At 37.4% G+C, this 25,262-nt stretch carries 20 protein-coding genes and 1 tRNA gene; 1 reads left to right on the top strand and 20 read right to left on the bottom strand.

All coding sequences use genetic code 11. The features are described from left to right. Positions 1-7 precede the first annotated feature (7 nt). The 12 genes from BV60_RS0110475 to BV60_RS0110530 form a co-directional block, all read right to left on the bottom strand. Positions 8-280 (bottom strand): ACT domain-containing protein, encoded by a 273-nt coding sequence (locus tag BV60_RS0110475; protein WP_029321571.1) that lies wholly within the window; start codon positions 278-280, stop codon positions 8-10. A gap of 20 nt (positions 281-300) precedes the next feature. Further along, positions 301-1,098, bottom strand: a complete 798-nt coding sequence (locus BV60_RS0110480; protein WP_029321573.1) for an MBL fold metallo-hydrolase — start codon at positions 1,096-1,098, stop codon at positions 301-303. Positions 1,099-1,180: 82 nt separating this feature from the next. Then, positions 1,181-3,352 carry a cell division protein FtsA gene (locus tag BV60_RS0110485; RefSeq protein WP_029321575.1) on the bottom strand — a complete coding sequence of 724 codons (2,172 nt, stop codon included), beginning with the start codon at positions 3,350-3,352 and terminating at the stop codon, positions 1,181-1,183. Continuing rightward, positions 3,352-3,948 (bottom strand): dephospho-CoA kinase, encoded by a 597-nt coding sequence (gene coaE, locus BV60_RS0110490; protein ID WP_029321577.1) that lies wholly within the window; start codon positions 3,946-3,948, stop codon positions 3,352-3,354. Before coaE ends, BV60_RS0110485 begins: the two co-directional genes overlap by 1 nt. Continuing rightward, a complete protein-coding gene (gene polA, locus BV60_RS0110495; RefSeq protein WP_029321578.1) occupies positions 3,949-6,681 on the bottom strand; it encodes a DNA polymerase I in 2,733 nt (910 codons plus the stop codon). A gap of 24 nt (positions 6,682-6,705) precedes the next feature. Next, entirely contained in the window at positions 6,706-7,032 is a 327-nt protein-coding gene (locus tag BV60_RS0110500; protein WP_051656657.1) for a zf-HC2 domain-containing protein, read from the bottom strand. A gap of 253 nt (positions 7,033-7,285) precedes the next feature. Further along, positions 7,286-8,722: a glycoside-pentoside-hexuronide (GPH):cation symporter gene (locus BV60_RS0110505; RefSeq protein WP_029321583.1), complete on the bottom strand. Its 1,437-nt coding sequence runs from the start codon at positions 8,720-8,722 to the stop codon at positions 7,286-7,288. Positions 8,723-8,773: 51 nt separating this feature from the next. Then, positions 8,774-10,285: a DUF6937 domain-containing protein gene (locus tag BV60_RS0110510; protein ID WP_051656658.1), complete on the bottom strand. Its 1,512-nt coding sequence runs from the start codon at positions 10,283-10,285 to the stop codon at positions 8,774-8,776. Further along, a complete protein-coding gene (locus BV60_RS0110515) occupies positions 10,278-12,830 on the bottom strand; it encodes a glycoside hydrolase family 2 protein (protein ID WP_242840970.1) in 2,553 nt (850 codons plus the stop codon). The genes BV60_RS0110510 and BV60_RS0110515 overlap by 8 nt, the downstream gene beginning before the upstream one ends. A 124-nt stretch (positions 12,831-12,954) precedes the next feature. Beyond that, a tRNA-Leu gene (locus tag BV60_RS0110520) sits at positions 12,955-13,037 on the bottom strand. Between the two features lie 100 nt (positions 13,038-13,137). Beyond that, positions 13,138-13,419, bottom strand: coding sequence for a hypothetical protein (locus tag BV60_RS0110525; RefSeq protein WP_029321588.1), 282 nt, complete (start codon positions 13,417-13,419; stop codon positions 13,138-13,140). 24 nt (positions 13,420-13,443) lie between these two features. Continuing rightward, positions 13,444-14,193, bottom strand: coding sequence for an alpha/beta hydrolase (locus tag BV60_RS0110530; RefSeq protein ID WP_051656659.1), 750 nt, complete (start codon positions 14,191-14,193; stop codon positions 13,444-13,446). A gap of 252 nt (positions 14,194-14,445) precedes the next feature. Between BV60_RS0110530 and BV60_RS0110535 the strand changes: the two genes are divergently transcribed. Continuing rightward, entirely contained in the window at positions 14,446-14,646 is a 201-nt protein-coding gene (locus tag BV60_RS0110535; protein WP_029321591.1) for a hypothetical protein, read from the top strand. A 93-nt stretch (positions 14,647-14,739) separates the two neighbouring features. Here BV60_RS0110535 and BV60_RS21955 read toward each other — a convergent pair whose 3' ends face one another. The 8 genes from BV60_RS21955 to BV60_RS0110575 form a co-directional block, all read right to left on the bottom strand. Then, on the bottom strand, positions 14,740-16,260 hold the full coding sequence (locus tag BV60_RS21955; RefSeq protein ID WP_051656660.1) for an Ig-like domain-containing protein: 1,521 nt from the start codon (positions 16,258-16,260) through the stop codon (positions 14,740-14,742). Between the two features lie 98 nt (positions 16,261-16,358). Further along, a complete protein-coding gene (locus BV60_RS0110545; RefSeq protein WP_029321594.1) occupies positions 16,359-18,008 on the bottom strand; it encodes a putative manganese-dependent inorganic diphosphatase in 1,650 nt (549 codons plus the stop codon). Positions 18,009-18,090: 82 nt separating this feature from the next. Continuing rightward, entirely contained in the window at positions 18,091-18,876 is a 786-nt protein-coding gene (locus BV60_RS0110550) for a hypothetical protein (RefSeq protein WP_029321596.1), read from the bottom strand. Between the two features lie 122 nt (positions 18,877-18,998). Beyond that, positions 18,999-19,844 carry a tRNA lysidine(34) synthetase gene (locus BV60_RS0110555; protein ID WP_029321598.1) on the bottom strand — a complete coding sequence of 282 codons (846 nt, stop codon included), beginning with the start codon at positions 19,842-19,844 and terminating at the stop codon, positions 18,999-19,001. 23 nt (positions 19,845-19,867) lie between these two features. Then, positions 19,868-21,595 carry an ABC transporter ATP-binding protein gene (locus BV60_RS0110560; RefSeq protein ID WP_029321600.1) on the bottom strand — a complete coding sequence of 576 codons (1,728 nt, stop codon included), beginning with the start codon at positions 21,593-21,595 and terminating at the stop codon, positions 19,868-19,870. Next, the gene (locus BV60_RS0110565; RefSeq protein WP_029321602.1) at positions 21,588-23,327 is read right to left on the bottom strand and encodes an ABC transporter ATP-binding protein; all 1,740 of its coding nucleotides are present in this window, start codon (positions 23,325-23,327) and stop codon (positions 21,588-21,590) included. The genes BV60_RS0110560 and BV60_RS0110565 overlap by 8 nt, the downstream gene beginning before the upstream one ends. Continuing rightward, positions 23,324-24,895 (bottom strand): RsmB/NOP family class I SAM-dependent RNA methyltransferase, encoded by a 1,572-nt coding sequence (locus BV60_RS0110570; protein WP_029321604.1) that lies wholly within the window; start codon positions 24,893-24,895, stop codon positions 23,324-23,326. The genes BV60_RS0110565 and BV60_RS0110570 overlap by 4 nt, the downstream gene beginning before the upstream one ends. Continuing rightward, on the bottom strand, positions 24,885-25,259 hold the full coding sequence (locus tag BV60_RS0110575; protein ID WP_029321606.1) for a metal-dependent transcriptional regulator: 375 nt from the start codon (positions 25,257-25,259) through the stop codon (positions 24,885-24,887). The genes BV60_RS0110570 and BV60_RS0110575 overlap by 11 nt, the downstream gene beginning before the upstream one ends. Positions 25,260-25,262 lie beyond the last annotated feature (3 nt).

A 25,262-nucleotide genomic window follows, 5' to 3' on the forward strand; every position in this document is an offset into this window, starting at 1 on the left:
CTTTTGCTTAAATTCTGTGCATAGAATCAAATATTTCTTCTCTCTGACATTTGATAACTACGCCTATGCCTTCACCAAGTTTTTCAAGTGAATCTGAGACATTCATAAAGTCAGCGCTACTCTTAGACATATCAACAATCATCATCATGTTGAAGTATCCTGATACAATTGTTTGGGAAATATCAAGAATGTTGATACTGTTTTCAGCAAGATATGTACATACTTTTGCAATAATACCAACGGTGTCCTTACCAACGACAGTAATTATAATTTTATTCATACTTTTACTCCTCACTTTTCTCACACTTCAATAACAGAAGAAAGCTCATTTCTCGCAGCTACCATTATAGGAAAATCATTTCCATGATATGGGTTCTCACCCATTTCTATCTCAACCCTCACCGTTTCATAAGCCAGTTCAGGAAGATTATTTTCTTTACTGAGATGTCCCAAGAGAATTCCTTTTAGATTATCATGCAGGATTCTGCAAAGAAGCTCCCCACTTTTCTCATTGGACAAATGTCCTTTTTCACCCAGTATTCTTTTTTTCAGCATATAAGGGTATGGACCTGACTGAAGCATTCTCACATCGTGATTGGCCTCAATAAGTATAGCATCCATTCCCCTTAAATTATCTACTGTGTATTCATTGTAACAGCCTAAGTCTGTTGCAATTCCTATCTTTTTATTCCCACATGATATTCTGTATGCCACAGGTTCCAAAGCATCATGCATTATTGTGATTGGATTTATTGTCATATCCTTTACTGATACTTTTTCATCAGCACGGATTTCATGAAACTCAGAAGAAATCATTTCACTTTTTTTATCACTAAGACGTATCCCCTGAATAGTACCTTTTGTGGCAAATACAGGTATATCATGTTTCTTCAATATTGTGTGTAACCCGGCAATGTGGTCTGAATGCTCATGTGTTACAAAAATCGCATCTATATCATCCAATGAAAGGTCCAGCTTTGAAAGACCTTCAACTATTCTTTTTTTACTGCACCCCGTATCTACAAGGATATGCGTAGTATCAGAACCAACATAAATGCTATTCCCACTACTGCCGCTTGATAGGCTTGCGAGTCTCATTTATTAAATTCTCCGTTTCCATACTAAATATAAACTGTGAAAAAAATGTGTCTATATGGTTAAAAAAGTATTTATTTATATACTATTTCCAGTAAACTTCTATTCTGTCACCTTCGTGAATAGCCTGCATATAATCGGGTGTTCCACCGTTTAAGGTCGTCACGATTGATCTTCCGTTAGGTTTACTTAAATCAAAATCAATTACATCAAAGATATCTACAAAAATATAATCCGATTTACCATGAAGCACAATAGGCTCATTATTAACTGTTACATGAAGATCTCTTGTGATGACACGCCTGCCTGAAGTTATCTGCCTTGCAGGAGGCGCTACAGTTGTTGTTGCACCGGAAAAACTCAGACTACCGTCTTCATTTGCTTCAAAATCAAGATTAGGATCTGCTTCATATGAAGATTCCTCATTTTCCTGTTCAATCGCAACTTCATCGGCATCAGGAAAATCTGCATAGTAATCCATTATAGCATCTTCACCGCTCTTAAATTCCACCTTGAAATTTTCATATACAGGTGTGTCCCCGCTTGCAACTTCATTATTTACTGTAATTATAGTGTCTTCAGTGATGTCTATATCAAGCAGCTGTGCAATCTGTGCTGCCGTTTCATAATCCAGGATTTTTATCTCATCACCGGATTTAATATCATAAAGACCGGTCTGACGCTCCCCGTTAACTTCCGCCATCCTCGGAACATCAATACTCTTACCACCGACAGTAATATTGAATGTGCTCTTAAACTCAGGAATATCATTGATTTCACTTCTTCCGGATCTTCCTGCAGTAGAACTTGTGACTTCAATTATGTCATTGGCATGAATCTTAGTATGTATATCAGCAGGCGATCCATTTAAAGTAATAACAGCTGCTTCACCCGGCTCTCCCCTTACCATACGTTCCTGGCCGTTGACTGTAAACCTAAGCTCTTCGCCTCGTTTCGGGAAAAGATCTTCATTAGGAAAATCCGCCTGCATAGCAGCATCTACAATTGCCAGTTTGCCGTTGTCATAAATCTTAGTCTGCTGGCCATTAAATGAAACAAACACAAAATTATTAGACTGCTCGTAAAAGCTTACACAAATACCAAGAGGCGTAACCATCAAAGAGTCACGCTCTATTGAGCTGTCTTCCGTAAGGAATCTTATGCTCTTCATTACTTCCTCACCCCGAAGTGCAACACGTTCCTCAGGAATTTTCATTTCTTTTGCAAGTGCCTTTGTATACCCCGGAACACATCCGCCGCCACCAACAACAAATACCGCGCTTACCGGTTTATTACCATTAAGCTGTTTGATCTGCTGAGTAACCATCTTTGACATTTTTTCCACCAAAGGCTTTATCATCTTTGATATCTCTTTTGCGGATATGGTCTTTTCAAGTCCCATGATGTCAACATATTTTACCTGGTCCATATGGCTTGCGTCGATTTTTATCTGATCTGCAGTGTTAAAATCGACAAGGCAATGCTGCGCAATAATCTCAGTTATTGAGTCACCTGCTATAGGAAGCATTCCATAAGACGTAATTGTACCATCATCCGTAATGCAAATATCGGAAGTACCGGCACCTACATCTACCAGTGCAAGATTAAGCATTCTGAACTGAGGTGGAATAGCAACCATCATCGCAGCTATAGGCTCCAGTGTCATATTAGCTACTTTAAGATCAGCTCTCTCACATGCTTTGTACAGACCGTCAACACAATCATCCGGAAGAAAAGTTGCTATCAGATCGAGCGCAACTCTACCTGCATTATGCCCCTCAAGATTAGCAATCTGATAATCATCAAGGTAATAATGCATCACAGAATAACCAACCAGATAAAATTTCATATCTGACTGATTCTGTGTAAGAAACTCCTGATATGCTTTTTCGACAGCCTTTGACTCAAGATTGTATATCTCTTCTTCAGTCATTTCTCTGTTGTCGGTATACTCTTCTTCAAAATTGGTCTTAACAGTTCTGAGTACACGACCGGCCGCAGCAATACAGACATCCGTCAAATGAATCTGTGTCTGCTGCTCAAGATTTTCCTTAACTTTTTTTATTGTGGCACCAACCTTACCGATGTCATGGATTTGTCCGTCCAGCATGGCTCTTGTTTCATGCTTGGCCACGCACTGCGCCATAACATTAAAGATTTCATCCTCCATGTATCCGACAGTACCAACAACACTTCTGGTTCCGATATCAAGACCAAAAACTACATTTTTTTCTGATTGTTCTGCCATTGTTGCCATCAGTTTTCCCCCAGCTTTAAATCTATTTGACGTTTCATGTCACTTTCATCGCCGCTATTGTTTATTACAAAGTCAGCATACTTTCTGAATTCATCGTCTTTAAGCTGACCTTTAAAGATATCGTTTATTTTATCATCCGAATAGCCTCTTGAAGCTTTTAATCTCTGCCTTCTGACATCTTCCGAAACATATATATACCACAATTCATCAACGATTTTGTCATACCCGTTCTCTATCAGAAGTGCTGCTTCAATAAAAAGATAATCCAGTTCATCTCTGATCTTTTCCTGCTTTATTGCATCAGATATGTATATATTTACAGCAGGATGCAGGATGTCATTAACCTTTTGTATAAGCTCTTCATCGGCAAAAATCTTCGCAGCCATTTTATTTTTGTCTATCTCACCATTTTCGGAAAGAATATCCTCCGATAAAAGGCCGACAATTGGTTCGTAACATGACTGCCCTTTCAGCTTTAAGTCATTTGCAACCTGGTCAGCAAAAATAATCCTGCAATTACAAATGCTCTTTATGTAGTTTAAAACTGTACTTTTACCGGCTCCCACTCCGCCGGTAACACCTATTATCTTAACCACTTACTTTGCCTCAAACCAATCAGTACCTATATGACATTCCGCTTCAAGCGGTACAAGGAGCTTTGCAGCATTTGTCATTTCTTCTTCAAGAATTGCTTTCACCTTGTCAATCTCATCCTCTGCCGTTTCAATCAAAAGTTCATCATGAATCTGGAGTATCATACGAGACTTGAGTTCTTCTTTTTGAATTCGTCTCCATACACGCAACATTGCTATTTTTATAATATCTGCTGCAGTGCCCTGAATTGGAGCATTCATCGCAACTCTCTCGCCAAATTGCCTCTGCATAAAGTTTCCGGACTTAAGTTCCGGCATGGGACGCCTGCGATTATAAAGAGTCACGGCATATCCCTTTTCTTTTGCATCATTTATTGCTCCATCCTGATAAGCCTTAACTCCGGGATATGTTGAAAGATAATCTTCCATATACTTCTTTGCATCAGCACGGGAAATATTTAAATCTTCACTAAGTCCAAATGCACTTATGCCATACACAATACCGAAGTTAACAGCCTTTGCATTTCGTCTCTGGACATCCGTCACTTCATCGAAAGGTATTCCAAATACTTTAGATGCAGTAATTCTGTGAATATCCCTGCCTTCATGATAAGCATCAATAAGGCCTTTATCTCCAGACATGTGAGCAAGAATCCTAAGCTCGATCTGTGAATAATCTGCATCGGCAAAAACATAACCTACTTTTGGAACAAATACTTTTCTGATAGCTCTTCCAAGTTCAGTTCTCATCGGGATGTTCTGAAGATTAGGTTCAGTGGAGCTTATTCTTCCTGTAGCTGTTATAGTCTGGTTAAAGCTTGTATGAATTCTCTCATCATCACCGATATAAGCAGAAAGACCATCAGCATATGTGCTTTTCAGTTTTGTAAGTCCCCTGTATTCAAGAATATCCTTAATTACCGGATTATCAGGCGCGAGCTTTTCAAGAACATCTGCAGCTGTTGAATATCCTGTTTTTGTCTTCTTCCCACCTTGTAGTCCCATCTTCTCAAAAAGGACTTCTCCAAGCTGTTTGGGTGAATTTATATTAAATTCTGTTCCGGCCTGTTTATGTATACTTTCTTCAAGTTCATCTATTCGACCTGTAAGGCGTTCACCGTAAAGTTTAAGCTCATCACGTTTAACTAAAATTCCCTCTTTTTCCATATCGTACAAAATATAGCTAAGGGGCATTTCAATTTCGTTCATAAGCTCCAGCATTTCCGACTCTTTAAGCCGTTTCTCAATAACAGGTGCTGCCATGAAATTTATGTATGCAAGATAGCCAGCGTATTCTTTTCTGTCATCCCTGCTCACATCTCTCGGGGATTCTTTCGAGAAAATCTGTTCTTTTGATCTTATAGTCATTTGTAGATATTCAGTCGCAATATCCTCAGGACGATAATCATTTTTCAGGGGATTTATCAAATACGCACCTATAAGAGTATCAAAAGACCCGCATTTTCTCTCATTGTAATGAAGAGTTTCAAAAGGCTTAAAATACTTATATGCATGCTTTATGTCAAAAAATGAAAGCCTGCAATCTTTAGACAATTCCGAAAGCTTGTCTCCTAAAAACGATTCAGATACTTCTTCGTCAGTTTCAAAATATAAAGCTTTCCCATTATCAGTGCATATACTAATGCCTATCAGATTATCCGTGAAATTCTCTTCTTCAAACAATGAAAGCTGACCAAGTTTTTTAGACGCTTTTGATGATATCTTATCATCTTCAGATATAAGGCCTACTCCGATAAATCTGTCATCACGTTTTCCTGCATATTCATGTGCATCTTTAAAAGCCTTTATCACAGCATCTTTTCCGCTTATATCCACAAATTCAAGTTTTGTTTCAGTTTTTGTTACATTATCCTCAAATCTCGAAAGCAGATTCCTGAAATTTAGCCTCTTAAACATTTCATAGGCATCTCGTCCAAGAATGTCATCAAGACCGGCATTTTCAAATGAATAATCAAACTCAGCTTCTACATTTATTGTTGCAAGGACCTTGCTTAGATCGCATAAATCCCTGTTTGCAGCAAGAGACTCTCTGATGGATTTCTTACTGATATTTTCAAGATTATTATAGATATTTTCAATTGACCCATAGGTGGTCATAAGCTCTATTGCGGTTTTTTCTCCTACCTTCGGAACGCCCGGTATATTATCGGATGAATCTCCCATAAGAGCCTTAAGCTCAATAAACTGTATAGGATTAACTTTATATAGCGCTTCAACATCCACAGCAAAATAATCTTCTATTTCTGTTTTCCCTGCTTTTGTTTTAGGAATTCTTACGCAAATATGGTCCGAAGCAATCTGAAGAAGATCTCTGTCTCCCGATACAAGACGTACTTCCATTCCCTCTCTTTCGCCTCTCTTGGCAATAGTACCGAGAATATCATCAGCTTCAAGGCCGGGCTTTTCCATACGACAGATTTTCATACTGTCCAATACCTCTTTCATAAGAGGTACCTGCTCTCTTAATTCCTGTGGCATTGGTTTTCTGGTGCCTTTGTACTGTGCATATATCTTGTGTCTGAAAGTAGGCTCATGAACATCAAAAGCAACAGTCAGATAATCCGGTTGCTCCTCATCAATGAGTCTGAATAGAATATTCAAGAATCCATAAACTGCACCCGTATGCAGACCCTCTGAATTTGTAAGATCAGGAAGTCCGTAGAACGCTCTGTTCAATATACTGTGTCCGTCTATAAGTAATAACTTCTTCCCCATTTAATAATGTCCCCAACTTACTTTTTATCTTAGTGCCACCGATAAAGCAAAGGCGGCAATTATCTCAGCAAAAACAACAACCTGCAGAAAATAGGCCATTTTAAGTAATCTCTTCCTCATCCGTAATCTCTGCCAGGCATCATTAATTGTTGACTGTAATTCATTGGCAAGATTAAAGGTACTTCCATCCTCCAGCCTCTGAATTCCGGCCTCAATAAGAAATTGTATGGTTAGCTCTTCCTTACAATTCTTACACATATCTATATGATTTAAAAATCCTTCAAGAGAATAATTATCCAGTTCATCGGCTAAAAAACCGGGTATCATTCTCTGAAAATCCTTACAATCCATAGTATCCTCTGACCCCAATATCTTGTATGTACATAATGTCGCTAAGCATACTACTAAACAATATATAGCATACACCAAAATGACAGATATCTCAACCTGTTTAAGCCATAGCTGAATAATGTGTAAAAAAGGCATTAAACAAATAAATAAGACATATCACACAAACTTTTTAAAAATATATAGCAATAGTTTGTTATGAATATGTCTTATTTTAACATTCAGAATACAAATATATTTTTGAACCTTTAAATATTTATGCAACTTTATTGCGTTCTGCAATCTGTCCGGATATTTCAGAAATTTTCTCATCTGTAAGAATGTATTTATTCTTAAACCAGAAAATAGCAAATACAAGGCCGATAATAGGTACAATTGTCATTGTCATTCTAAGTCCCATTTTCTGAACTGCACTTACACCTACCGAATAATCAATTGCAGCTGCAGCTTCAGCAGTATCGTTACTAAGAGCAAGTACCTGCAGAGACAAAGCAGCAATAAATGCCGAAATACCTGATGCGAGCTTTACCACAAAAGTCTGCATTGAAAATATAACCGACTCATCTCTTCTATTATTCTTGAGTTCACCGTAATCAACTGTATTAGCAAGAAATACTGTTGTTATAACAGCAAGCATTCCGTTTGCAGCAAAAATAAAAAATCCCGGAAGAAAAAGCAAATATACATTTGTCATTGATGTTGATGCAAGTGCAAGGAGTGAAATATAACCCACAATTGCCATTCCCATACTTATGTAATAAATCTTTATTGATGTAAAGAATTTTCTTAGAAAAGGATAAAGGATCATCATAGCAAGGATCTGTATACCACCGCCAAAAGTAGAAAACAGTGTATATGCACCCCTCCATCCTGTTCCGCCAAAATCGTACTTAAAAAAGTATATTACAAGATTTGATGTGATATAAATAGAGCAGTTTACAATAACAATTGCAACAACAACCGCCATTGCCTGATCATTCTGAATAAGTGCTCTGAACATTTCCTTTATTGACGGAGAGTCCATATCTACCGTTGATTTTTCTTTTACATTCAAACAGCATATAACCGTAAACAAAACAAAAAGAACAGCAACAACTATAGTAAAATAAGAAAAACCAATTCTCTCCACTTCTCTGTCAGAAATACCCTGTCCGCCAAACATATGACCAAGTGCTGATACAGCCATAACAGTCACTATAGTTATGAGTGCTGATCCAACTCCAGCACATGATCTTGCAAGAGTTGTAAGTCCTTCTCTTTCTTTGCCGCCTTCTGTAAAAGCAGGTATCATTGACCAATAGGGGATATCCATCATAGTATAGGTAACTCCCCAAAGTATGTATGTTACCGCAGCATATACTACAAGTCCACTTCCAGATAGTTCCGGCGGAGCCGAAAACATAAGATAAAGTACTATCGCATTTGTAATGGTTCCTATCAAAAGCCATGGTCTGAATTTACCAAATCTCGTTTTTGTTTTAGCAACAACAGCTCCCATAATAGGGTCGTTAAAAGCATCAAATACACGTGCAGCCATAAGAATTACTCCCATTGCTGCTGCACTCACCCCTAAAATATCCTGAAAATAATACAGAATATAAGATGCTGAAAGCATATAAACCATATCTTTTCCGACTGCCCCAAGTCCATACGATGCTTTAGCAGCACCATTAAGTTTTTTCTTATCGTTCATTTCCTATTCAATCTCCTCATCCATAAGCAATTGTTTTTAAATTTATAACACTTAGATCAATTTCTTTTCTTTTTCCGGAATAATTGATTTTTGTTTCATGCCCATAGCCAGTTCAACAGCCTTATATGCTCCATCATACAGACCTGCTTTCTTGTTCTGTATAATACACTCACACATTTCATCGAGAAGCGGTGTTTTTAAAAACTGATCCAGCATTTGAATTGTATGCGGTATATCCCTGCATTCCAATGTGCCGTCTCCAACCTCAGCTGAATGTATTGCACCCCACATTTCATGCTTACCTACTCTCTTGATAAAAAGCTTTGGTACAGGATAAAACGCCAGCTCACTTGGTTTTGTCACCAGAACATCACAGCTTCTCATAAGAAGGTTTGTACAATACACAGCCTCAAAGATATTCTCATGCCAAAAACCATGTATTCCGCTCACTTCATTTTCGGGATCAAGTGCTTCTTTTGCAAAATTTTCAGTCTCTTCAAAATCCCCGAGATGCTCATGTATGTGCTTTTTCATAGCGGGAATCTCATCTTTTAAATCTTCCCAAACTTGCTTGTAGTCACCCACATTTACATATAAAACAGCCTCTTTGTTAGCGATTCTGGGTAAAAGATACTGTATTATTGCAGCAAAAATCTCCTTCTGCGCACCTGCTCCCCCAATAGTAAGAAGAAATCGCATAGGTTTTTTATTTTTTCTTCTTTCTGTTCTTGCCTCACAATCCTTTTCTATATTTGAAACAAGCTCATGATCGATATAGTGCCCTGTGTAAACAAGATCATCCTGTGGCATCGGTTTGCAAATCTGCTTTTTATTCATTCCGTTAAGGATACGGTATCCCATATATGCATTTCTGCACTGTATTGTATGAACAGCACCTTCAGCAAAATGAAGTGCCATAGGCCAGTTATCCGGAATAGCGTTTACAACATATTTCATTCCTGCATGTACTGCAGCCTGTGCCGGCCATACATGAGTCCCAATTACCGGTATGTCCTTTGGAACATTTTTGTATACAGGTGCCATAAGTTCTGCATTCTTCTGATCCGCAGCATTATATGACAGTGCACGAAATCCCTCGTAATTCACAGGTTCCCACACAAGTTTATTAAAAATGGGGTTCTTGGAGAGTCTTGACCCCAAAGAATAAAGCTCATTCTGAGCACTGATTACCTTTGTACATGTAGTATGTGGATACGAATTTAAATCCATCCAATAGGGTGTATATCCAAGGTGCTTCGCACAGGAAGCCATAGCCATACTTATTCTGTAATGACCAAATCCCATTCTGATATTTCCGACAATTATTCCATTCTGAGAATCAAACGGAAGTGTATTTGAAGGAATTGTCCCCTCCGGTAAAACTTCAATATTTTGTACCCCGAGACTTTCACCTATATATTGGTTATTTGAAATCCGGATTGGGTAATCAGCTTTTGTATCATCACCAAATTTCTTAATATTTTTTTCTTTTGTTTTTACTGCCTTCTTATAAACACTCTCAGGCATTATATTTCCGAAAATTACCTTGGATTTATCAGACATAATCAATTACCTCTTCTTTAATATTGAATTCTATTTCTTTTCTGATTAACTCACCCTGTGCATCAAGCTCAATTATAAGTTTCCCTTGTCTGCCCTGTCCTTTTTTCGTCTTTACGTATGTCCCCGCCATACCTCCTCTGACCGGAACCGTTTCAGGTCCGATTATATCTATGGCACCTTCAGCTTTAAGCCTTACAGGTTCCGCAAAGAAAGGAAGAATATTACCGTTCTGATCTGAAACTTTAAATCTGACTGAAGCTACATCATATGTTTTTCCTTCTATCAGCTCCGTATGGCTAACAAGCGTATCCAAACAGATAGTATTAACGGTTTCTTTAATAAGTGTTTTAACTACCTCTCCGTTTTTTACAGCCTCAAACTTAAATGATGTTGCTTCACCACCCCAATCTCCAATGTATTTCTGGTAAAGGTCGACAATGTCTTTTACAGACATACGGTGAACAAGCATCATCCTTGCACCTGTTATCTTATCCCTGATTCCCAGTTCACCCATTCCATATCTTGCTGCTGTATTAAGTGCATGTTTAACTTTATCGGCAAATTCCGTTGAAAATTTTTCATTTTCATAAAGCAGATTTCCTATAAAGTCATCAACCAGAATGGGACCGTGTGCTATGTTTTTATATGGTGAATCAGCAGTGTGAAACTCTTTTATAAAGACATCATTTTTATACATTCTCACAGAATCGGCATTTGTATAAAGCCATATGTCTCCTCTTATACATTCAGGATGTTCACCTATGTCCATTGAGGATGAAAGCTCAAGAACATGTTTTTCATCTCCCTGCATTTCATATGCTTTTGCTGCAAGCTTTGGATTTCTGAACATATCCATCACACCGTGATAGCATATCCTGTCTCCTGAGCCAAAGTCCTTATGCGTGTTGTAATCAAACATACACCATCCAAAGCCGCCTGCTATATCGCCTTCACCGGCAATTGCATCCATTACCCGAATGTGTCTCATTGTATGTTCCACTCTGGTATCTTCAGGGTCAAAAGACTTTGTCGGATACATGTGACCGTTATATTCAGTAACCATATATGGTTTCTTCATATCCGGAGTAGCATCTTTTTTCTTTATGCATCCCGGCGTTTTGCCGTTATGTGAAAAATCATTAAGCGTATATACATCTTCGAGGAGATTCATTTTTGTTGATGCTCTCACGCCACCTGTCACTCTGGAGGGGTCTAGCTCATGTGCCACAGCATTGGTTTTAGTATAAAACGCGTCATCATCTGCTGATTCATTTATTCTGACTCCCCAGATAAAAATGGATGGATGATTTCTATATTGTGTAATCATTTCCTTCTCATTTATAACAGCCTGTTTTTTCCACTCTTCATCACCTATATGCTGCCATCCCGGAAATTCCATAAACACCAACATCCCAAGTCTGTCACATTCATTAATAAACTCATGAGATTGCGGATAATGTGACGTTCTTACAGCATTCAAACACAGTTCTTCTTTTAATATTTTTGCATCATAAGCCTGCATGGATCCTGGCATTGCGTATCCGACATAAGGATATGACTGATGGCGGTTCAAACCTCGAATTATCAGTTTTCTTCCGTTAAGATAAAAACCATCAGCTTTAAAGGATGCATTTCTAAAGCCAAACGGAACCTTAACTTCATCAAGTAATTTGCCATCCCTGTGTATAGAAACAATAAATTCATATAGAGCCGGATTATTTATATCCCACAAAACAACAGGTAATGTGTGAAAACCAAAACTAATATCCGTATTTTCACTGGAGCTATTAAGCACCACAGCCTCTGCATATTCATCATTTACACATTCGGGAAGTTTTCCTGCAATTCTCCTTAGAGATTTTGAAACAGTACACCCTAAAGTATTACCACCGAGTTTTATCTTTGCATGAAGAAATGCCCCAATTGCTTTGGGCGATACTTTTTTCTCTTCAAGTCCGGGTTCATATACTTCAGGCACATCGGTATATACAAATACATCCGATACGTATGTTTTATCTGTTATTTGCAGATAGACCTCTCTGTAAATCCCTCCGTAGGTCATATAATCTATAACAAAACCAAAAGGAGGAACGTTAAGTGTTTCCCTGCTATCAAGCTTCACAGCAATGATATTTGGCTTGTCATAAAGAATTTTCTCAGTAATATCGAATTCAAAAGCAGTATATCCACAAGAATGAACTCCCAGTTGTACGCCGTTAAAATATACTGTTGCCTCGTGAGCTGCTCCTTCGAAATGTAGGACAATCCTCTTTCCATCCCAGCTCTTATCGGCTATAAATTCTTTTCTGTAGCCACTAAGCATTTGATAAATTTTGTCATCGAAATAGTTAAACGGAGTTTCCTTTACAGTATGAGGAATTCTGACGTTCAAAAGCTCATCACTTTTATAGTCTGAAGAAATCATTTCTTCATCGAATTCGTTTTTAAAATACCAATTATCGTTTAAATATATATTTTTTCTCATCAGGTAGTCCTTTGCAATCTCGGAAACGTCACTTGTTGTTTTACGTTTCCGTATAATCATAATAACACTACCTTAAAAATGTAACAAGAAACGAAGTGCTCAAATTTCGTTTCCTTGTTTTGTGCAAAAACACAAAAAACCTGATACCCAAACATCAACTGTCTGGATATCAGGTATATAATAGTGCCGGTGGTGGGACTTGAACCCACACGCCCGTGAGGACAACAGATTTTGAGTCTGCATCGTCTGCCATTCCGACACACCGGCTTACCGCCAAAAATAAGCGACTCAAATATGTTAACACATCAAATGTGTATATTCAAGCACAAAAAAATTATTGTCACAAAATTCGCAAAAACATCCCTCTTTAGCCATCCCATTCCTCGAAATCGCACTCATCAAATTCTTTTCTTGCTGCATGCTTTCCAAGAAGATAAAAAACACCTGCAATAATAAGCACCCCTGCAAAAACAGAAACACCAAGAATTATCATGTTCTTTTTATTATTCTCAAGATTATTGAATTTGTCCTCTACTACAGAAAGCAGACTCTTTGCTCTGTTCTGTGTAAACTCAAGTACGTTTTCAGCACTTTTTCTAAGCTCTTCAACATCAATATCCTTAAATGTATCATCAAAAAAACAGCTCATAGTAATCCCCCTTTAACTGAATTCTCAGTCAATATTCTCATGTATAAATGATATCATTTCTTTGCCTGCTTTAACAACCTCTTTACCATAAAAAACATGCCCCGCATCCGTTATTTGAATAATTTTTGCCGCAGGAAATTTTTTTCGTGCATTGATGCTATATGATAACGGGACCACCTGATCAATATTCCCATGAAGAATCAGAACATTGCCATGATATTTACCCATACAGTCATCAATATCAAGAGAAAATGCATCTTCATAGTATTTCCTTCCTACAGGAAGTCCAAATACAGTTGACGTATCTTCTATCATTTCTCGTTCAGGATAGCGTCTTTTCGCATCATCAAAAAGAGTATATGCCGGATAAAGAAGTACCATTGCTCTTATTTCTTTCGGAGTTTGCGCTGCTGCTATAGTAGATGCAACACCACCCTGGCTCTCCCCCATCAGAAAGATATTTTTTCTGTCAGCAAACGGAGCCTTCCTGATGTTCTCCACAACAGCTTCTATGTCTTCACTTTCCGTAAGAACAGACATTTCGGTCATCTTACCATCACTTTTAGAAGAAAGACCTCCGCCGCAAAAGTCAAAAATGTAGCAGCCAAGTCCTTCCCTTACCAGCATTTCAGCATATGGTCTTGTTCCTTCCCGGCTTCCCCCAAAGCCATGTGCCATAATTACTATGGGATATCTCCCTTTAGAATCATCCGGCAAATAGATTTCCCCAGAAATGTGATACCCGTCTCGCTCCACAATATATGTCTTTTGCATACTTGCCTCACATATAATACAGAACCACACAATTCCGATAATAATTGTATCAAAATTACATTTAATTAACAAGTTTTGGACTATGTATAAACGGTTAAAAAAACATAAAAATAATATTCATTTTTTCGAAAGAAATCTGTTGCATTAATTCAAAAATATAATACAATATATAGTAGTTGAGGAGAGATTTTCTCAACAAAATGTATATGATAAACCTAGTTTATTGGTTTTTTTAGTTTATTGGGGGTTATTATGACTACTACTTTTGCGAATGATTGCACTACTGATTTACAGAATGATAATATCATTGATTATACATTAATCAGACATATGCTTCGTTCCATCGGGAACAATCATTGGTCAGTATCTAAGGCAATGGATGAATACGATGTTCCTACAGAACAACGTGACATGTATATGGAGACTATCGCTGACAAGTTTTTTGTAAGCTGATAAAAAATACAGAATTTTAGGTCCCTACTTCATAAAAGCAAAGCGGATATTTACATTTGTGAATATCCGCTTTGTTTTTATTTTATATATCTCTTATTTAACCGTAACTGTACAAGTTGCTTTCTTCTTACCATCCTTCGTCATAACAGTAATCTTGCATTTTCCTTTTCCTTTTGCTTTCACAACGCCCTTTTTCGTAATCTTAGCAATCTTACCATTACTGCTCTTCCATACAAGTTCAGTATTTTCAGCTGTATCAGGACTTATAGTAACCTTAAGTTGAAATTTCTTTCCTTTTTCCAATTTTATTTTCTTTTTATTAAGCTTTAATGATTTTACCTCAGCTGACTTTCCAGTAACGGTCACATAGCATGTAGATTTAAATTTACTGTCCTGAGAGGAAACTGTAATTTGACAGGTTCCTGCAGCTATTCCTTTCACTTTGCCGTTTGAGCTAACAGTTGCGACCGAACTGTTACTACTTTTCCAGACCAAAGTAGATTCTGCTTTTGCCGGAACAACCTTTGCATTCAGGCTGGAGCTTTCTCCTGCTTTTATTGTCAGTTTATCCTTATTTATCGCTAACGATTTTATCGGAATGTACGAACCAACTTTTCCAGTATTATAGCTGGTTGAACTCATGGGATAAGCCGAATAAAAGCTGCTGCTTGCATATTGTGTCCATCGCTTATGATCATCAAACTCATTATCACACTTCATAAAATATGAATATTTTTCCGATACTTTTCCGGCATCCCAGGTAGCATCAATATTGTAATAATAGCTTCCAACCCTCACTATATTCCATCCATGACCGCCACTTTTTGTATCTCCGGCAATAAGTCTGCAGCTTACACCCGAGTCATTTAAAAGTCTGTAAATAAGCAACGCGTATCCCTGGCAAACTGCAGAATTATTTATTGCAGCTGAATAGCAGGTGTATTTTAACATCGAAGATCCATAATCATATTTGACGTTTTTACACATATATTCATACACAGCCAATATTTTTTCATATTCATTCTTCTGAGCAAGTCCAAGACTGGAGGATATTTGCTTTACCTTGGCATTTACCGACTGTTCCTGTTCCGGGGTTGTATAATAAGTCATAAAATAAGTGAATGTCCCGATTGTTTTACCATCCTTCTTGTCATAGGCTACCTGCATACCCATGCCGCTATAGCCCCATTTTAAGTAATCGCCTTCGTCACCTTTTCCGGTGTGTTCCATAGCGATATCAAATGCATTATCCTGCAATGTAATCAATGAAGATCCGTCATATCCCGTTCCGTCCAGGGAAAAATTAACGATAATATTTTTATCCTGTCGTTTTAACCCTTCTCTTATTGCGGTTATTATTTCATCAGTAGAGGTTGCTTTGTTATTATCAGCAAGTAAAGACTTTATAGATACCTGTGTTTCCTTGCCATGATACAGATCGGAAACATCAACCACATCCGCATATAAGGGATTTACTCTGTATATAATCTGAGTAGTAGGCAAATAATCATTTTCATTATTTTCAGCTTTGGAAATAAATGCTCCGGAACCGGAAAAGCTCACAAAAAGAATAGCTATTAAAACAATAGCTGTAATTCTAAGTTTTACCCCCATAATCTTATGCCTCATAAGAAAACCCTCAATAACAAAAAACAGTTACTGAGGGTATTATACCATATTTTTTGATTTTTAACATGATGACCTTTAGTTCATCACTGTTGTAATGCTTCAACTATCGTAGGAAGAAGCTGCTTTTTTCTGGAAACGACACCTTTTAGAAGTGCAATATTATCGCTTCCCGCAGCTACATGAAAGCCTGCATCTATAATGCTTTCAGCTTTATTACCTTCGAACGCTACAATTGAAGATTCGGAAAGAATATTTGTCATCATAAAGAAGATCATGTCCAGGCCATCACTTACCAACATATCTTTAAGCTCAGGCAATACCCTTTCTTTTATCTCTGCAAGCTCTTCAGCACTCATGGAATTCACCTGCCCGATACCTATCGTCTTATCTTCTACAGTGAACTTCTTAAAATCCTGATGAACTATTTGTCTTGGTGTTTTACTTCCCATATTTGAACCTGCACGGAACATCTCTCTTGCAAATTCCTCGACATCAATTTCAGCGATCTTGGCAAGTTCATTACCTGCTTTCTTATCAATCTCGGTGCATGTAGGTGACCTGTACATTAAAGTATCCGAAATGATAGCGGAAAGCATCAATGATGCTGTTGTTTTATCTACCTCTACGCCCATTTCCTTGTATATCGAATAAATAATAGTACACGAAGATCCAAGCGGCTGATTTCTGAAAAATACCGGATTAGCGGTTTCAATGGATGAGCCAAGTCTATGATGGTCAATAATTTCAAGAATTTCTGCTGAATCAGCTCCGTCAACAGTCTGGCTCTTCTCATTGTGATCAACAAGAATAAGCTTCTTTTTCATTGCACCCAGCAAATTACGACGTGAAATCATGCCCACATAATTGTCATCCTCATCCAGAACAGGAAAATACCTGTGTCTTACCTGTGCCATGGTCTGCTGTATATCTTCTATAAAATCCTCAGTGTGAAATGTTATAAGCTTTTCACGTTTCATTATTGAACCGACCGGTGCGCTCTCATTAATAAGTCTTGCCACAGTAAAGGTATCATAAGGTGTTGTTATTATCCTGCAGCCTCTCTCCTCAGCAAGTTTTTTGATCGTGTTTGTCACCTTTGCATCAATACACACAACAATACAGGCAGCCTGATTCTCTATAGCAACTAGCTGTGTCTCATATCTGTTACCGCAAATAACAATATCGCCGGGTTTGATGACCTCTTCCATTATTTCAGGTGATGCTGTTGCTATAAGGACTTTGCCGGATGTAATCTGCTCTGACATGTCTCCGACAAGCATCGCTCCATCAAGTGTATCCACTATATTGCCATAATATGTTTTTGTCTCGGAAAGTATGGTTGCATCATGAACATCCATACATGTCTCCATGATATCATTGGTCGTTATAAGGCCGGTAAGTTTCCCATTATTTGTGACGCAAAGAGTAACAACATTTTCGTCTTTCATTCTCTCCCATGCGCGCTTTAGAGATATATGATCATCGTCAGCATACAGATCTCTTATCTCCATATCACAAACCTGCGTTCTGACATCCTTGGTATATCCCGGGGCCTGTATTCCAAAACGGTTTAAAACAAACTGTGTTTCCTCATTTATATGTCCGCATCTTCTTGCTTCATAAGCCTCTTCGCCGGCAATCTTGTTCTTAAGATTTGCATAGCAAATAGCTGCGCATATAGAATCGGTATCGGGGTTTTTATGTCCAATTACATATATTGGTCTCTTCTTCATAAACCTCTCCTGTGTTTTGTATTCTAATAATCAAAATAAGAACAGTAAAATTACTGTTCTTATTTTAACTCATTTTATGAATTTATTTTACCTTTTTTACACGAATCTGGTAAGGGCAAGTTTTAAGACTTGAACCACTTAATTTGATGTAGTACTTCTTACCCTTCTTAAGCTTGATCTTTGTTGTTTTTTTCCAACCGTCACCTGATGAAATAAGTTGATAATTCTTACTGTCTTCTTTATTCTTCGTTTTATATCCGGCAGCAGTAAAAGTACACCAGTTATCTGTTTCGGTATTAACAACTTCAAATTTGTATTTACCTGTCTTTGGTGCTTTAAAAACAAACCAGTCTACATCATCATCCGCCAGATTAAGTATACCTGTATAGGTATTTTTAAGACCGATAACATTAGCTGTCGATGCGGAATTATTATTTTCTTTTTCTATGTTAGCGGTTTCAGTGCCGATAACCCTGAATGCTACAGTATATTGCTTATCCTTGTAGCCCCCTTCCAAAGAAATCGTAGCTTCCTGACCTGGCTTAAAAACAAGCTTATCAGAATACTGTTTTCCATTGTTCGGAAACAAAAAGCCATACCAATATTGACGATAATCAACAAGAAGTTTTACTTCTACATCATCATAATTTGAAGTTTCGTTTATAAGCACTGCCTCTACCTGTGTAATACTATCTTTTGGCGTTGTAAATGTGTACTCATGCTTATTACCATCAATTGTTACATTGTAAATACGGTTAACATCAATTGCTGTTGCTGCCTTTACCTCAATTTTGGAAATAGCTGTTAAAGCTAAAGCCATCATTGCTGCAAAAATTATCCCCCTAAGTCTTCCTTTTACTTTTTCCATACGATTCCTCTTTTTTTGTTTATTATTCTGTTCAATTAAATATATTCCCTCTTTTTAACACAGAACGAAAATAATTTTAACACTTTATCGTCAATCCAACAAGAAAAAAAGTATAAAAAACATCAATACTCATCAAGGAAGCTATGACGTTTACCGTCTTTATCCTTATAACATACTACAGTTGCAAGAGAAACATTCTCAGGACTTCTGAAAATATTTGATTCCACATAGGGATTCGTTTTCTTCATCTCTTTTATCAGGGTCTTAACCTCAGCACGTTTACTGGTAAGAGAGGGTTGTTCCTCTATAGCAAGCGCTTCGGTCAGTCTGCATGCACATGCAATGAATTTTAATCCTTCATAATCACGCCACTTAATTATATCTTCCTCTCTTATAAGATACATTGGTCTTATAAGTTCCATCCCCGGAAAATTAGTGCTGTGAAGCTTCGGCATCATAGTCTGCATCTGGGCACCATATAGCATTCCCATCAGGATAGTTTCAATAACATCATCAAAATGATGTCCCAGTGCAATCTTATTACAGCCAAGTTCCTGTGCCTTTGAATACAAAGCACCTCTTCTCATCCTGGCACACGGATAACATGGTGATCCCTCAATAGTATCCGTAATATTAAAAATCTGAGATTCAAAGGTTGTGATGGGAACGCCAAGAATATCCGCATTATGCAAAATATTTTTATAGTTTTCATCGTTGTACCCAGGGTTCATAACAAGAAATTTCACTTCAAAATTGTGCTTGCCATGTCTTGCCAACTCCTGAAAGAGCTTTGCCATAAGCATAGAGTCTTTTCCTCCGGAGATACATACAGCTATTACATCCCCATCAACTATGAGATTATACTCGTTAATTGCCTTGGTAAATTTACACCAGATTTCCTTTCTGAATTTTTTGATAATATCGTGCTCAACCTTTTCTTTAAAAGTAAGTATTTCTTTTTTACTCATAAATCCTCATACTTCTTATTTGATCAATTTTCAAATTGACTTTGATAAAGCTTTGAATAAAATCCTCCTGCTGCAAGAAGAGTTTCGTGGTTACCCTGTTCTATAATATGTCCATCCTTCATTACAAGAATCCTGTCAGCTTCTTTAATAGTTGATAATCTATGCGCTACAATAAAGCTGGTTCGTCCTTCCATCATCCTCTTAAAGGCTCTTTGAATTCTCATTTCCGTTCTGGTATCTATAGAACTTGTTGCCTCATCCAGAATAAGCATCGGAGGTACCTGAAGCATAATTCTTGTAATACAAAGAAGCTGTTTTTGGCCCTGCGATAACATACCTCCATCCTCACCTATTACAGTATCATAGCCTTGCGGAAGCTTTTTTATAAAGCTGTGCGCATGTGATTTTCTAGCGGCATCTATTATCTCTTCATCAGTAAATCCGTTTCTTCCAAGAGTTATATTATCCTTAATGGTTCCCGTGCGTAACCAGGTTTCTTGCAGAACCATTCCAAAGTTTCCTCTAAGATCTGCTCTTTTCAGATTCTTTATGTTTATACCTTCTGTACGGATACTTCCTTTATCAACATCATAAAATCTCATCAAAAGATTTATGATCGTAGTCTTACCACTTCCTGTTGGTCCCACAATTGCAACTCTTTGGCCTTCTTTAACAGATAGCGTCAGATCTTTTATCAGTTCTCTTTCCTTATCGTAAGAAAAATTCACATCTTTTATTTCAATATTGCCCTTAACTTCCTTAAGTTCTTCTGCAGGATCAGCATCAGGAATCTGAGGTTTTACATCAATAAGTTCAAATACTCTTCTTGCACACGCAAGCGCATTCTGAAGCTCTGTTATAACACTTGATATTTCATTAAATGGTTTAGTATATTGTATAGCATAGCTCAGGAAAATTGTAAGCTCACCAACACTCATCAGTCCATTTATGCACTCAAAAGCACCAAAGAGAGCTACAAAAGCATATACTGTATTATTTACAACTCTGGTACTTGGATTAGCAAGAGATGAAAAGAAGGTTGCCTTAAGACTGGTTGTAGCAAGTTCTTCATTAATTTCATCAAATACTATCTGGTTTTCATCCTCGTGTCCAAAGGCTTTAACAACCTTCAGATTACCAATCATTTCATCAATAAGAGCTGTCTGATCGGCTCTTGCTTTTGACTGATCCCTGAAAAGCGAATAAGATCTGCTTGCAATAAATCTTGCCACGAAAAGCGAGATGGGTGTAAGAAGTACAACCATAGCAGCAATCCGCCACTGCAGATAGAACATAAACACAAGTGTCCCAAGAATAGTCACTATACCTGTAAATAACTGTGTAAATCCCATTAAAAGTCCATCAGCAAACTGATCAACATCTGCAATAATCTTACTTACAATTTCTCCCTGTGGATGTTTATCAAGATACTCAAACGGTAAAATCTGAAGCTTGTCAAAAGCATCATTTCTTACGTCACGAACAACTCCATAGGTTATTTTATTATTTACGCCATACATAAACCACTGACAAAGTGCTGCTATAAGAACTACTATTCCGAATCTGATAAGCAACTCCTTTATCGTTGCAAAATCAACGTTCCCTTCAGTTTTAATACAATCGACAATATTACCGGCTATTATCGGTGCATACAATGCAAGAAGTGCGGATATCACTGCAAATGTAATAGAAAAAAATATAAGAATCCTATAAGAAGCAGCATACTTTAATACTCTTTTAAGTTCACTCATTTACTGCCTTCTTTCCAAATTGAGACTCATATATTTCTCTGTAAGTCTCACTCTTTTCAAGAAGCTGTTCATGTGTACCTATCCCATCTACAATTCCATCATCAAGAACAATTATTTTGTCACAGAATCTCACAGAAGCAGCTCTTTGAGAAACGATAAATGTAACAGGCTTATAAGAAAGCTCTGAAATAGCCTTTCTTAAATTTTTGTCTGTCATATTATCAAGAGCAGATGAACTGTCATCAAGTATAAGTATTTCAGGCTTTTTAACAAGCGCTCTGGCAATTGTCAAACGTTGCTTCTGTCCACCTGAAAGGTTTCTTCCGGCCTGAGTTATCTCAGCTGAAAGCTTGCCCTTCTTTTCATTTACTACTTCCAGCGCCTGGGCAGTTTTTACAGCCTCCCACATCTCATCATCACTTGCGGCAGCATTCCCCCATTTAAGGTTATCTCTTATTGAGCCTTTAAAAAGGACAGCCTTTTGAGGAACTATACCGATGACATCTCGAAGCGACTCCATAGTATATTCCCTGATATCTTTACCTTTATATTTTATTTTTCCACCGGTAACATCATAAAATCTTGGAATAAGATTAATAAGTGTTGTTTTACCGGAGCCGGTACCTCCAATAATACCTATAGACTCACCTTTACGTGCTGAAAATGTCACGTCTTTAAGAGAGTCTTCACTATCGCCCTGATAGCGCATGCTTACATTATCAAAAGTAATAACAGCATCATCCTCACCGCAATCAGCTTTATGAGCATCATAGGTACCATCTTGCATTGAGCCTTCTACTTCAAGCATGGATTGTACCCTGTTTCCACATGCAAATGATTTTGTAACTGTAATAATAAGCGAGGCCAGTTTAACCAACTCAACGAGAATCTGAGACATATAATTATAAAGTGCAACTACCGCACCTGTCGTCAGCACTCCGACATATACTTTATCTGCACTTGTCTTTAAAAGGATAATAATTGCCAGATTAAGTATTACATATGTTATTGGGTTCATAAGAGCTGAAATTCTGCCAACATATTCCTGAAGCTTTGTCAGAACTTCATTTCTTTCCTTAAATACTCCGGCCTCTTTTTTTTCTAAATCAAATGCCCTTATAACACGAACACCTGATAGATTTTCTCTTGTCAGTCCTAAAACCTTATCAAGGAGTTCCTGTATTTTTTTGTACCTTGGAATTCCCCAAAGCATAATTCCAAATACAACAACAGATAAAACAATAATTGTAAACAAAAAAATAAGCGCCTGATTAAAATCAATGGAAAACGCCATTATCATCGCTCCAAAAACAACAAAAGGAGAACGCAGAAGAAGTCTCAAGGTAAGATTTACTCCTTGTTGAACCTGATTAACATCACTGGTCATCCTTGTAATAAGTGTTGTTGTTCCCATGTTATCAATCTGCGCATATGAAAAACCCTGTATGTTTTTAAACAGATCTTTTTTGATTGCAGCAGCAAAAAAAGATGCCGCCTTAGCAGCAAAAAACTGAGCTGTCACAGCACAGGCATATCCAATTACAGCTAAAAGAATAAGTACAAGACTCATTCTTACAACATATGGCTTATCACCTGCTGATATTCCTTTATCAATAATGGCAGCAACAACTAAAGGAACAATCAGCTCAAAAGTAGCTTCAAGCAATTTGAAAAGCGGTCCCAAGACCGCTTCTAAAGAATAACTTTTTAAATATTTAAGTAACTTAATCATATATAAATTCTTAGTCCTTTCGGATAATGATTTTTCAAAATACCACCTGCATATTTCGCCCAGCCAAGACTATATCCATAAGTAGTAATCAGATACCACCCGTTATCAAGCCCCTGCTCCCTAAAGCTCATTCCGCCAATAAATTCCATCGCTTTATTGTCATCATGTTTTAAGAGCTGCTTATTTAACTCATATGTTAATACTACATTTTGGGGGTTTAAAGCAAGTGCTAATGAATGAGAAGGTTCAAATCTTCCATTCTTGATTGTTCCAAGATGCAATCCGGGCCTCATGATTGTAAGCCCATTTATTCCCGGCATTCCTTCAGGAGCTAAATATAACTGATCTCCGAATAAAAATGGCGTGCCACATAAATCGCCGTCAATCCTGCATATTCCCTTAGTACCTTTACCGATTTTTTTTCCTTTTCCTGTTTTCTTATCCGTATTCCTACCATTTTTCATACCGGAATCTTCAGTTAAAACAGTTACATTTTTTAAAAATTCTTTGGAAAAATCTATAAACGGTACTATATCACTTTCTTTAGCTGCTTTAATTCTGCCGTTAATACAGTACAGACCTTTATTTAGACTAATATCTCCGTCTTTTGTAAGCACTGCTAAGAAGTGTCCTTCCCCTTTTATCCTATGTGGCCATAACCTTGCAGTACATTTAGAAACATCTTCGTCATTACACTCAGGAATAGTTTGAAAAAATCCTTCTTCGGTATCTTTCTTATCCGGCAAAGCAAGAACTTTTGAAACATTTGAAATGTCACCATGAATCATGCCTTCATAAATTTTTATTTCAACAGGCTTTAATCCCCAAGAAAGGAGCTTTGCAACTTGAAGTTCATCCTCTTCCGGCGCAAAAGTACATGTTGAATAAACAAGTTTACCACCCGGCGCAAGCATTTTTACGGCCTCTTTTAAAATATCAGTCTGCCTTTTTGCACATGTAATGACATTTTCCATGCTCCAGTTTTCTATAGCTTCATCATTTTTTCTAAACATACCTTCACCGGAACATGGTGCATCTACAAGGATTTTATCAAAGTACCCCTCAAAAAATTCAGATAACTGCTGAGGTCTCATATTAGTCACAAGAGTGTTTTTTATGCCTAAACGCTCAATATTAAGCGATAGTATCTGTGCTCTTTTTTTATCAATCTCATTGGATACCAAAATCCCTTGATTATCCATTTTGGTAGCAATCTGAGTGCTTTTCCCACCCGGAGCTGCACAAAGATCCAATATTTTTTCTCCGGGCTTTGGATCAAGATAATGCACGGGTGACATGGCACTTGGCTCCTGTATGTAATAAGCACCCGCTTCATGAAGTGAATGTTTCCCCGGCGAACCATCTGTATATACATGTCCCAAAGGCTCCCACAGGACATTTTCATCAAATTGAACATCCAGTGCACATTCAATATCTTCAAAACTGCCCTTTAAAGGATTAACCCTTACAGCGCCTGTTCTTTTATTTTCCAATGCTTCAAGAAACGTATCAAATTCTGTTCCGAGAATAGCATTTATTCTATTTTTAAAAATAATATCAAAGCTCATCTTTATGCTCTTTTAAATATCGCTTTATTCCTCTGAAGGTTTCAGGACTAATAATGTGTTCTATCCTACAAGCGTCATTTTCTGCAATTTCTTCATTAACCTTTGCGGTAAGCATAAGAAATTTTGTCAGATTCGTATGTTTCTCATAAATACTTTTGGCCTTTTTCTTGCCTTCATCTGTTAGTTCAAGCTCACCATAATCTGATACATTTAAAAAACCATTTTCTTTTAATATACCTACGGCCCTGGATACACTTGGTCTTGAAAATCCAAGTTCATTAGCCACATCTATAGAACGGACAAATCCATTTTTCTTTTTTAGCAAATATATAGTTTCAATATAGTCTTCACCAGATTCCTGCATAAC

The sequence above is a fragment of the Butyrivibrio sp. AE3004 genome (assembly GCF_000703165.1).
Classification (GTDB): Bacteria; Bacillota; Clostridia; order Lachnospirales; family Lachnospiraceae; genus Butyrivibrio.

What these genes read in the sequence shown, in the direction of transcription:
- BV60_RS0110475 (WP_029321571.1), bottom strand. Translation starts at nt 280, where the DNA reads ATGAATAAAATTATAATTACTGTCGTTGGTAAGGACACCGTTGGTATT.
- BV60_RS0110480 (WP_029321573.1), bottom strand. Translation starts at nt 1,098, where the DNA reads ATGAGACTCGCAAGCCTATCAAGCGGCAGTAGTGGGAATAGCATTTAT.
- BV60_RS0110485 (WP_029321575.1), bottom strand. Translation starts at nt 3,352, where the DNA reads ATGGCAACAATGGCAGAACAATCAGAAAAAAATGTAGTTTTTGGTCTT.
- polA (WP_029321578.1), bottom strand. Translation starts at nt 6,681, where the DNA reads ATGGGGAAGAAGTTATTACTTATAGACGGACACAGTATATTGAACAGA.
- BV60_RS0110500 (WP_051656657.1), bottom strand. Translation starts at nt 7,032, where the DNA reads ATGGATTGTAAGGATTTTCAGAGAATGATACCCGGTTTTTTAGCCGAT.
- BV60_RS0110505 (WP_029321583.1), bottom strand. Translation starts at nt 8,722, where the DNA reads ATGAACGATAAGAAAAAACTTAATGGTGCTGCTAAAGCATCGTATGGA.
- BV60_RS0110510 (WP_051656658.1), bottom strand. Translation starts at nt 10,285, where the DNA reads ATGTCTGATAAATCCAAGGTAATTTTCGGAAATATAATGCCTGAGAGT.
- BV60_RS0110515 (WP_242840970.1), bottom strand. Translation starts at nt 12,830, where the DNA reads ATGATTATACGGAAACGTAAAACAACAAGTGACGTTTCCGAGATTGCA.
- BV60_RS0110525 (WP_029321588.1), bottom strand. Translation starts at nt 13,419, where the DNA reads ATGAGCTGTTTTTTTGATGATACATTTAAGGATATTGATGTTGAAGAG.
- BV60_RS0110530 (WP_051656659.1), bottom strand. Translation starts at nt 14,193, where the DNA reads ATGCAAAAGACATATATTGTGGAGCGAGACGGGTATCACATTTCTGGG.
- BV60_RS0110535 (WP_029321591.1), top strand. Translation starts at nt 14,446, where the DNA reads ATGACTACTACTTTTGCGAATGATTGCACTACTGATTTACAGAATGAT.
- BV60_RS21955 (WP_051656660.1), bottom strand. Translation starts at nt 16,260, where the DNA reads ATGGGGGTAAAACTTAGAATTACAGCTATTGTTTTAATAGCTATTCTT.
- BV60_RS0110545 (WP_029321594.1), bottom strand. Translation starts at nt 18,008, where the DNA reads ATGAAGAAGAGACCAATATATGTAATTGGACATAAAAACCCCGATACC.
- BV60_RS0110550 (WP_029321596.1), bottom strand. Translation starts at nt 18,876, where the DNA reads ATGGAAAAAGTAAAAGGAAGACTTAGGGGGATAATTTTTGCAGCAATG.
- BV60_RS0110555 (WP_029321598.1), bottom strand. Translation starts at nt 19,844, where the DNA reads ATGAGTAAAAAAGAAATACTTACTTTTAAAGAAAAGGTTGAGCACGAT.
- BV60_RS0110560 (WP_029321600.1), bottom strand. Translation starts at nt 21,595, where the DNA reads ATGAGTGAACTTAAAAGAGTATTAAAGTATGCTGCTTCTTATAGGATT.
- BV60_RS0110565 (WP_029321602.1), bottom strand. Translation starts at nt 23,327, where the DNA reads ATGATTAAGTTACTTAAATATTTAAAAAGTTATTCTTTAGAAGCGGTC.
- BV60_RS0110570 (WP_029321604.1), bottom strand. Translation starts at nt 24,895, where the DNA reads ATGAGCTTTGATATTATTTTTAAAAATAGAATAAATGCTATTCTCGGA.
- BV60_RS0110575 (WP_029321606.1), bottom strand. Translation starts at nt 25,259, where the DNA reads ATGCAGGAATCTGGTGAAGACTATATTGAAACTATATATTTGCTAAAA.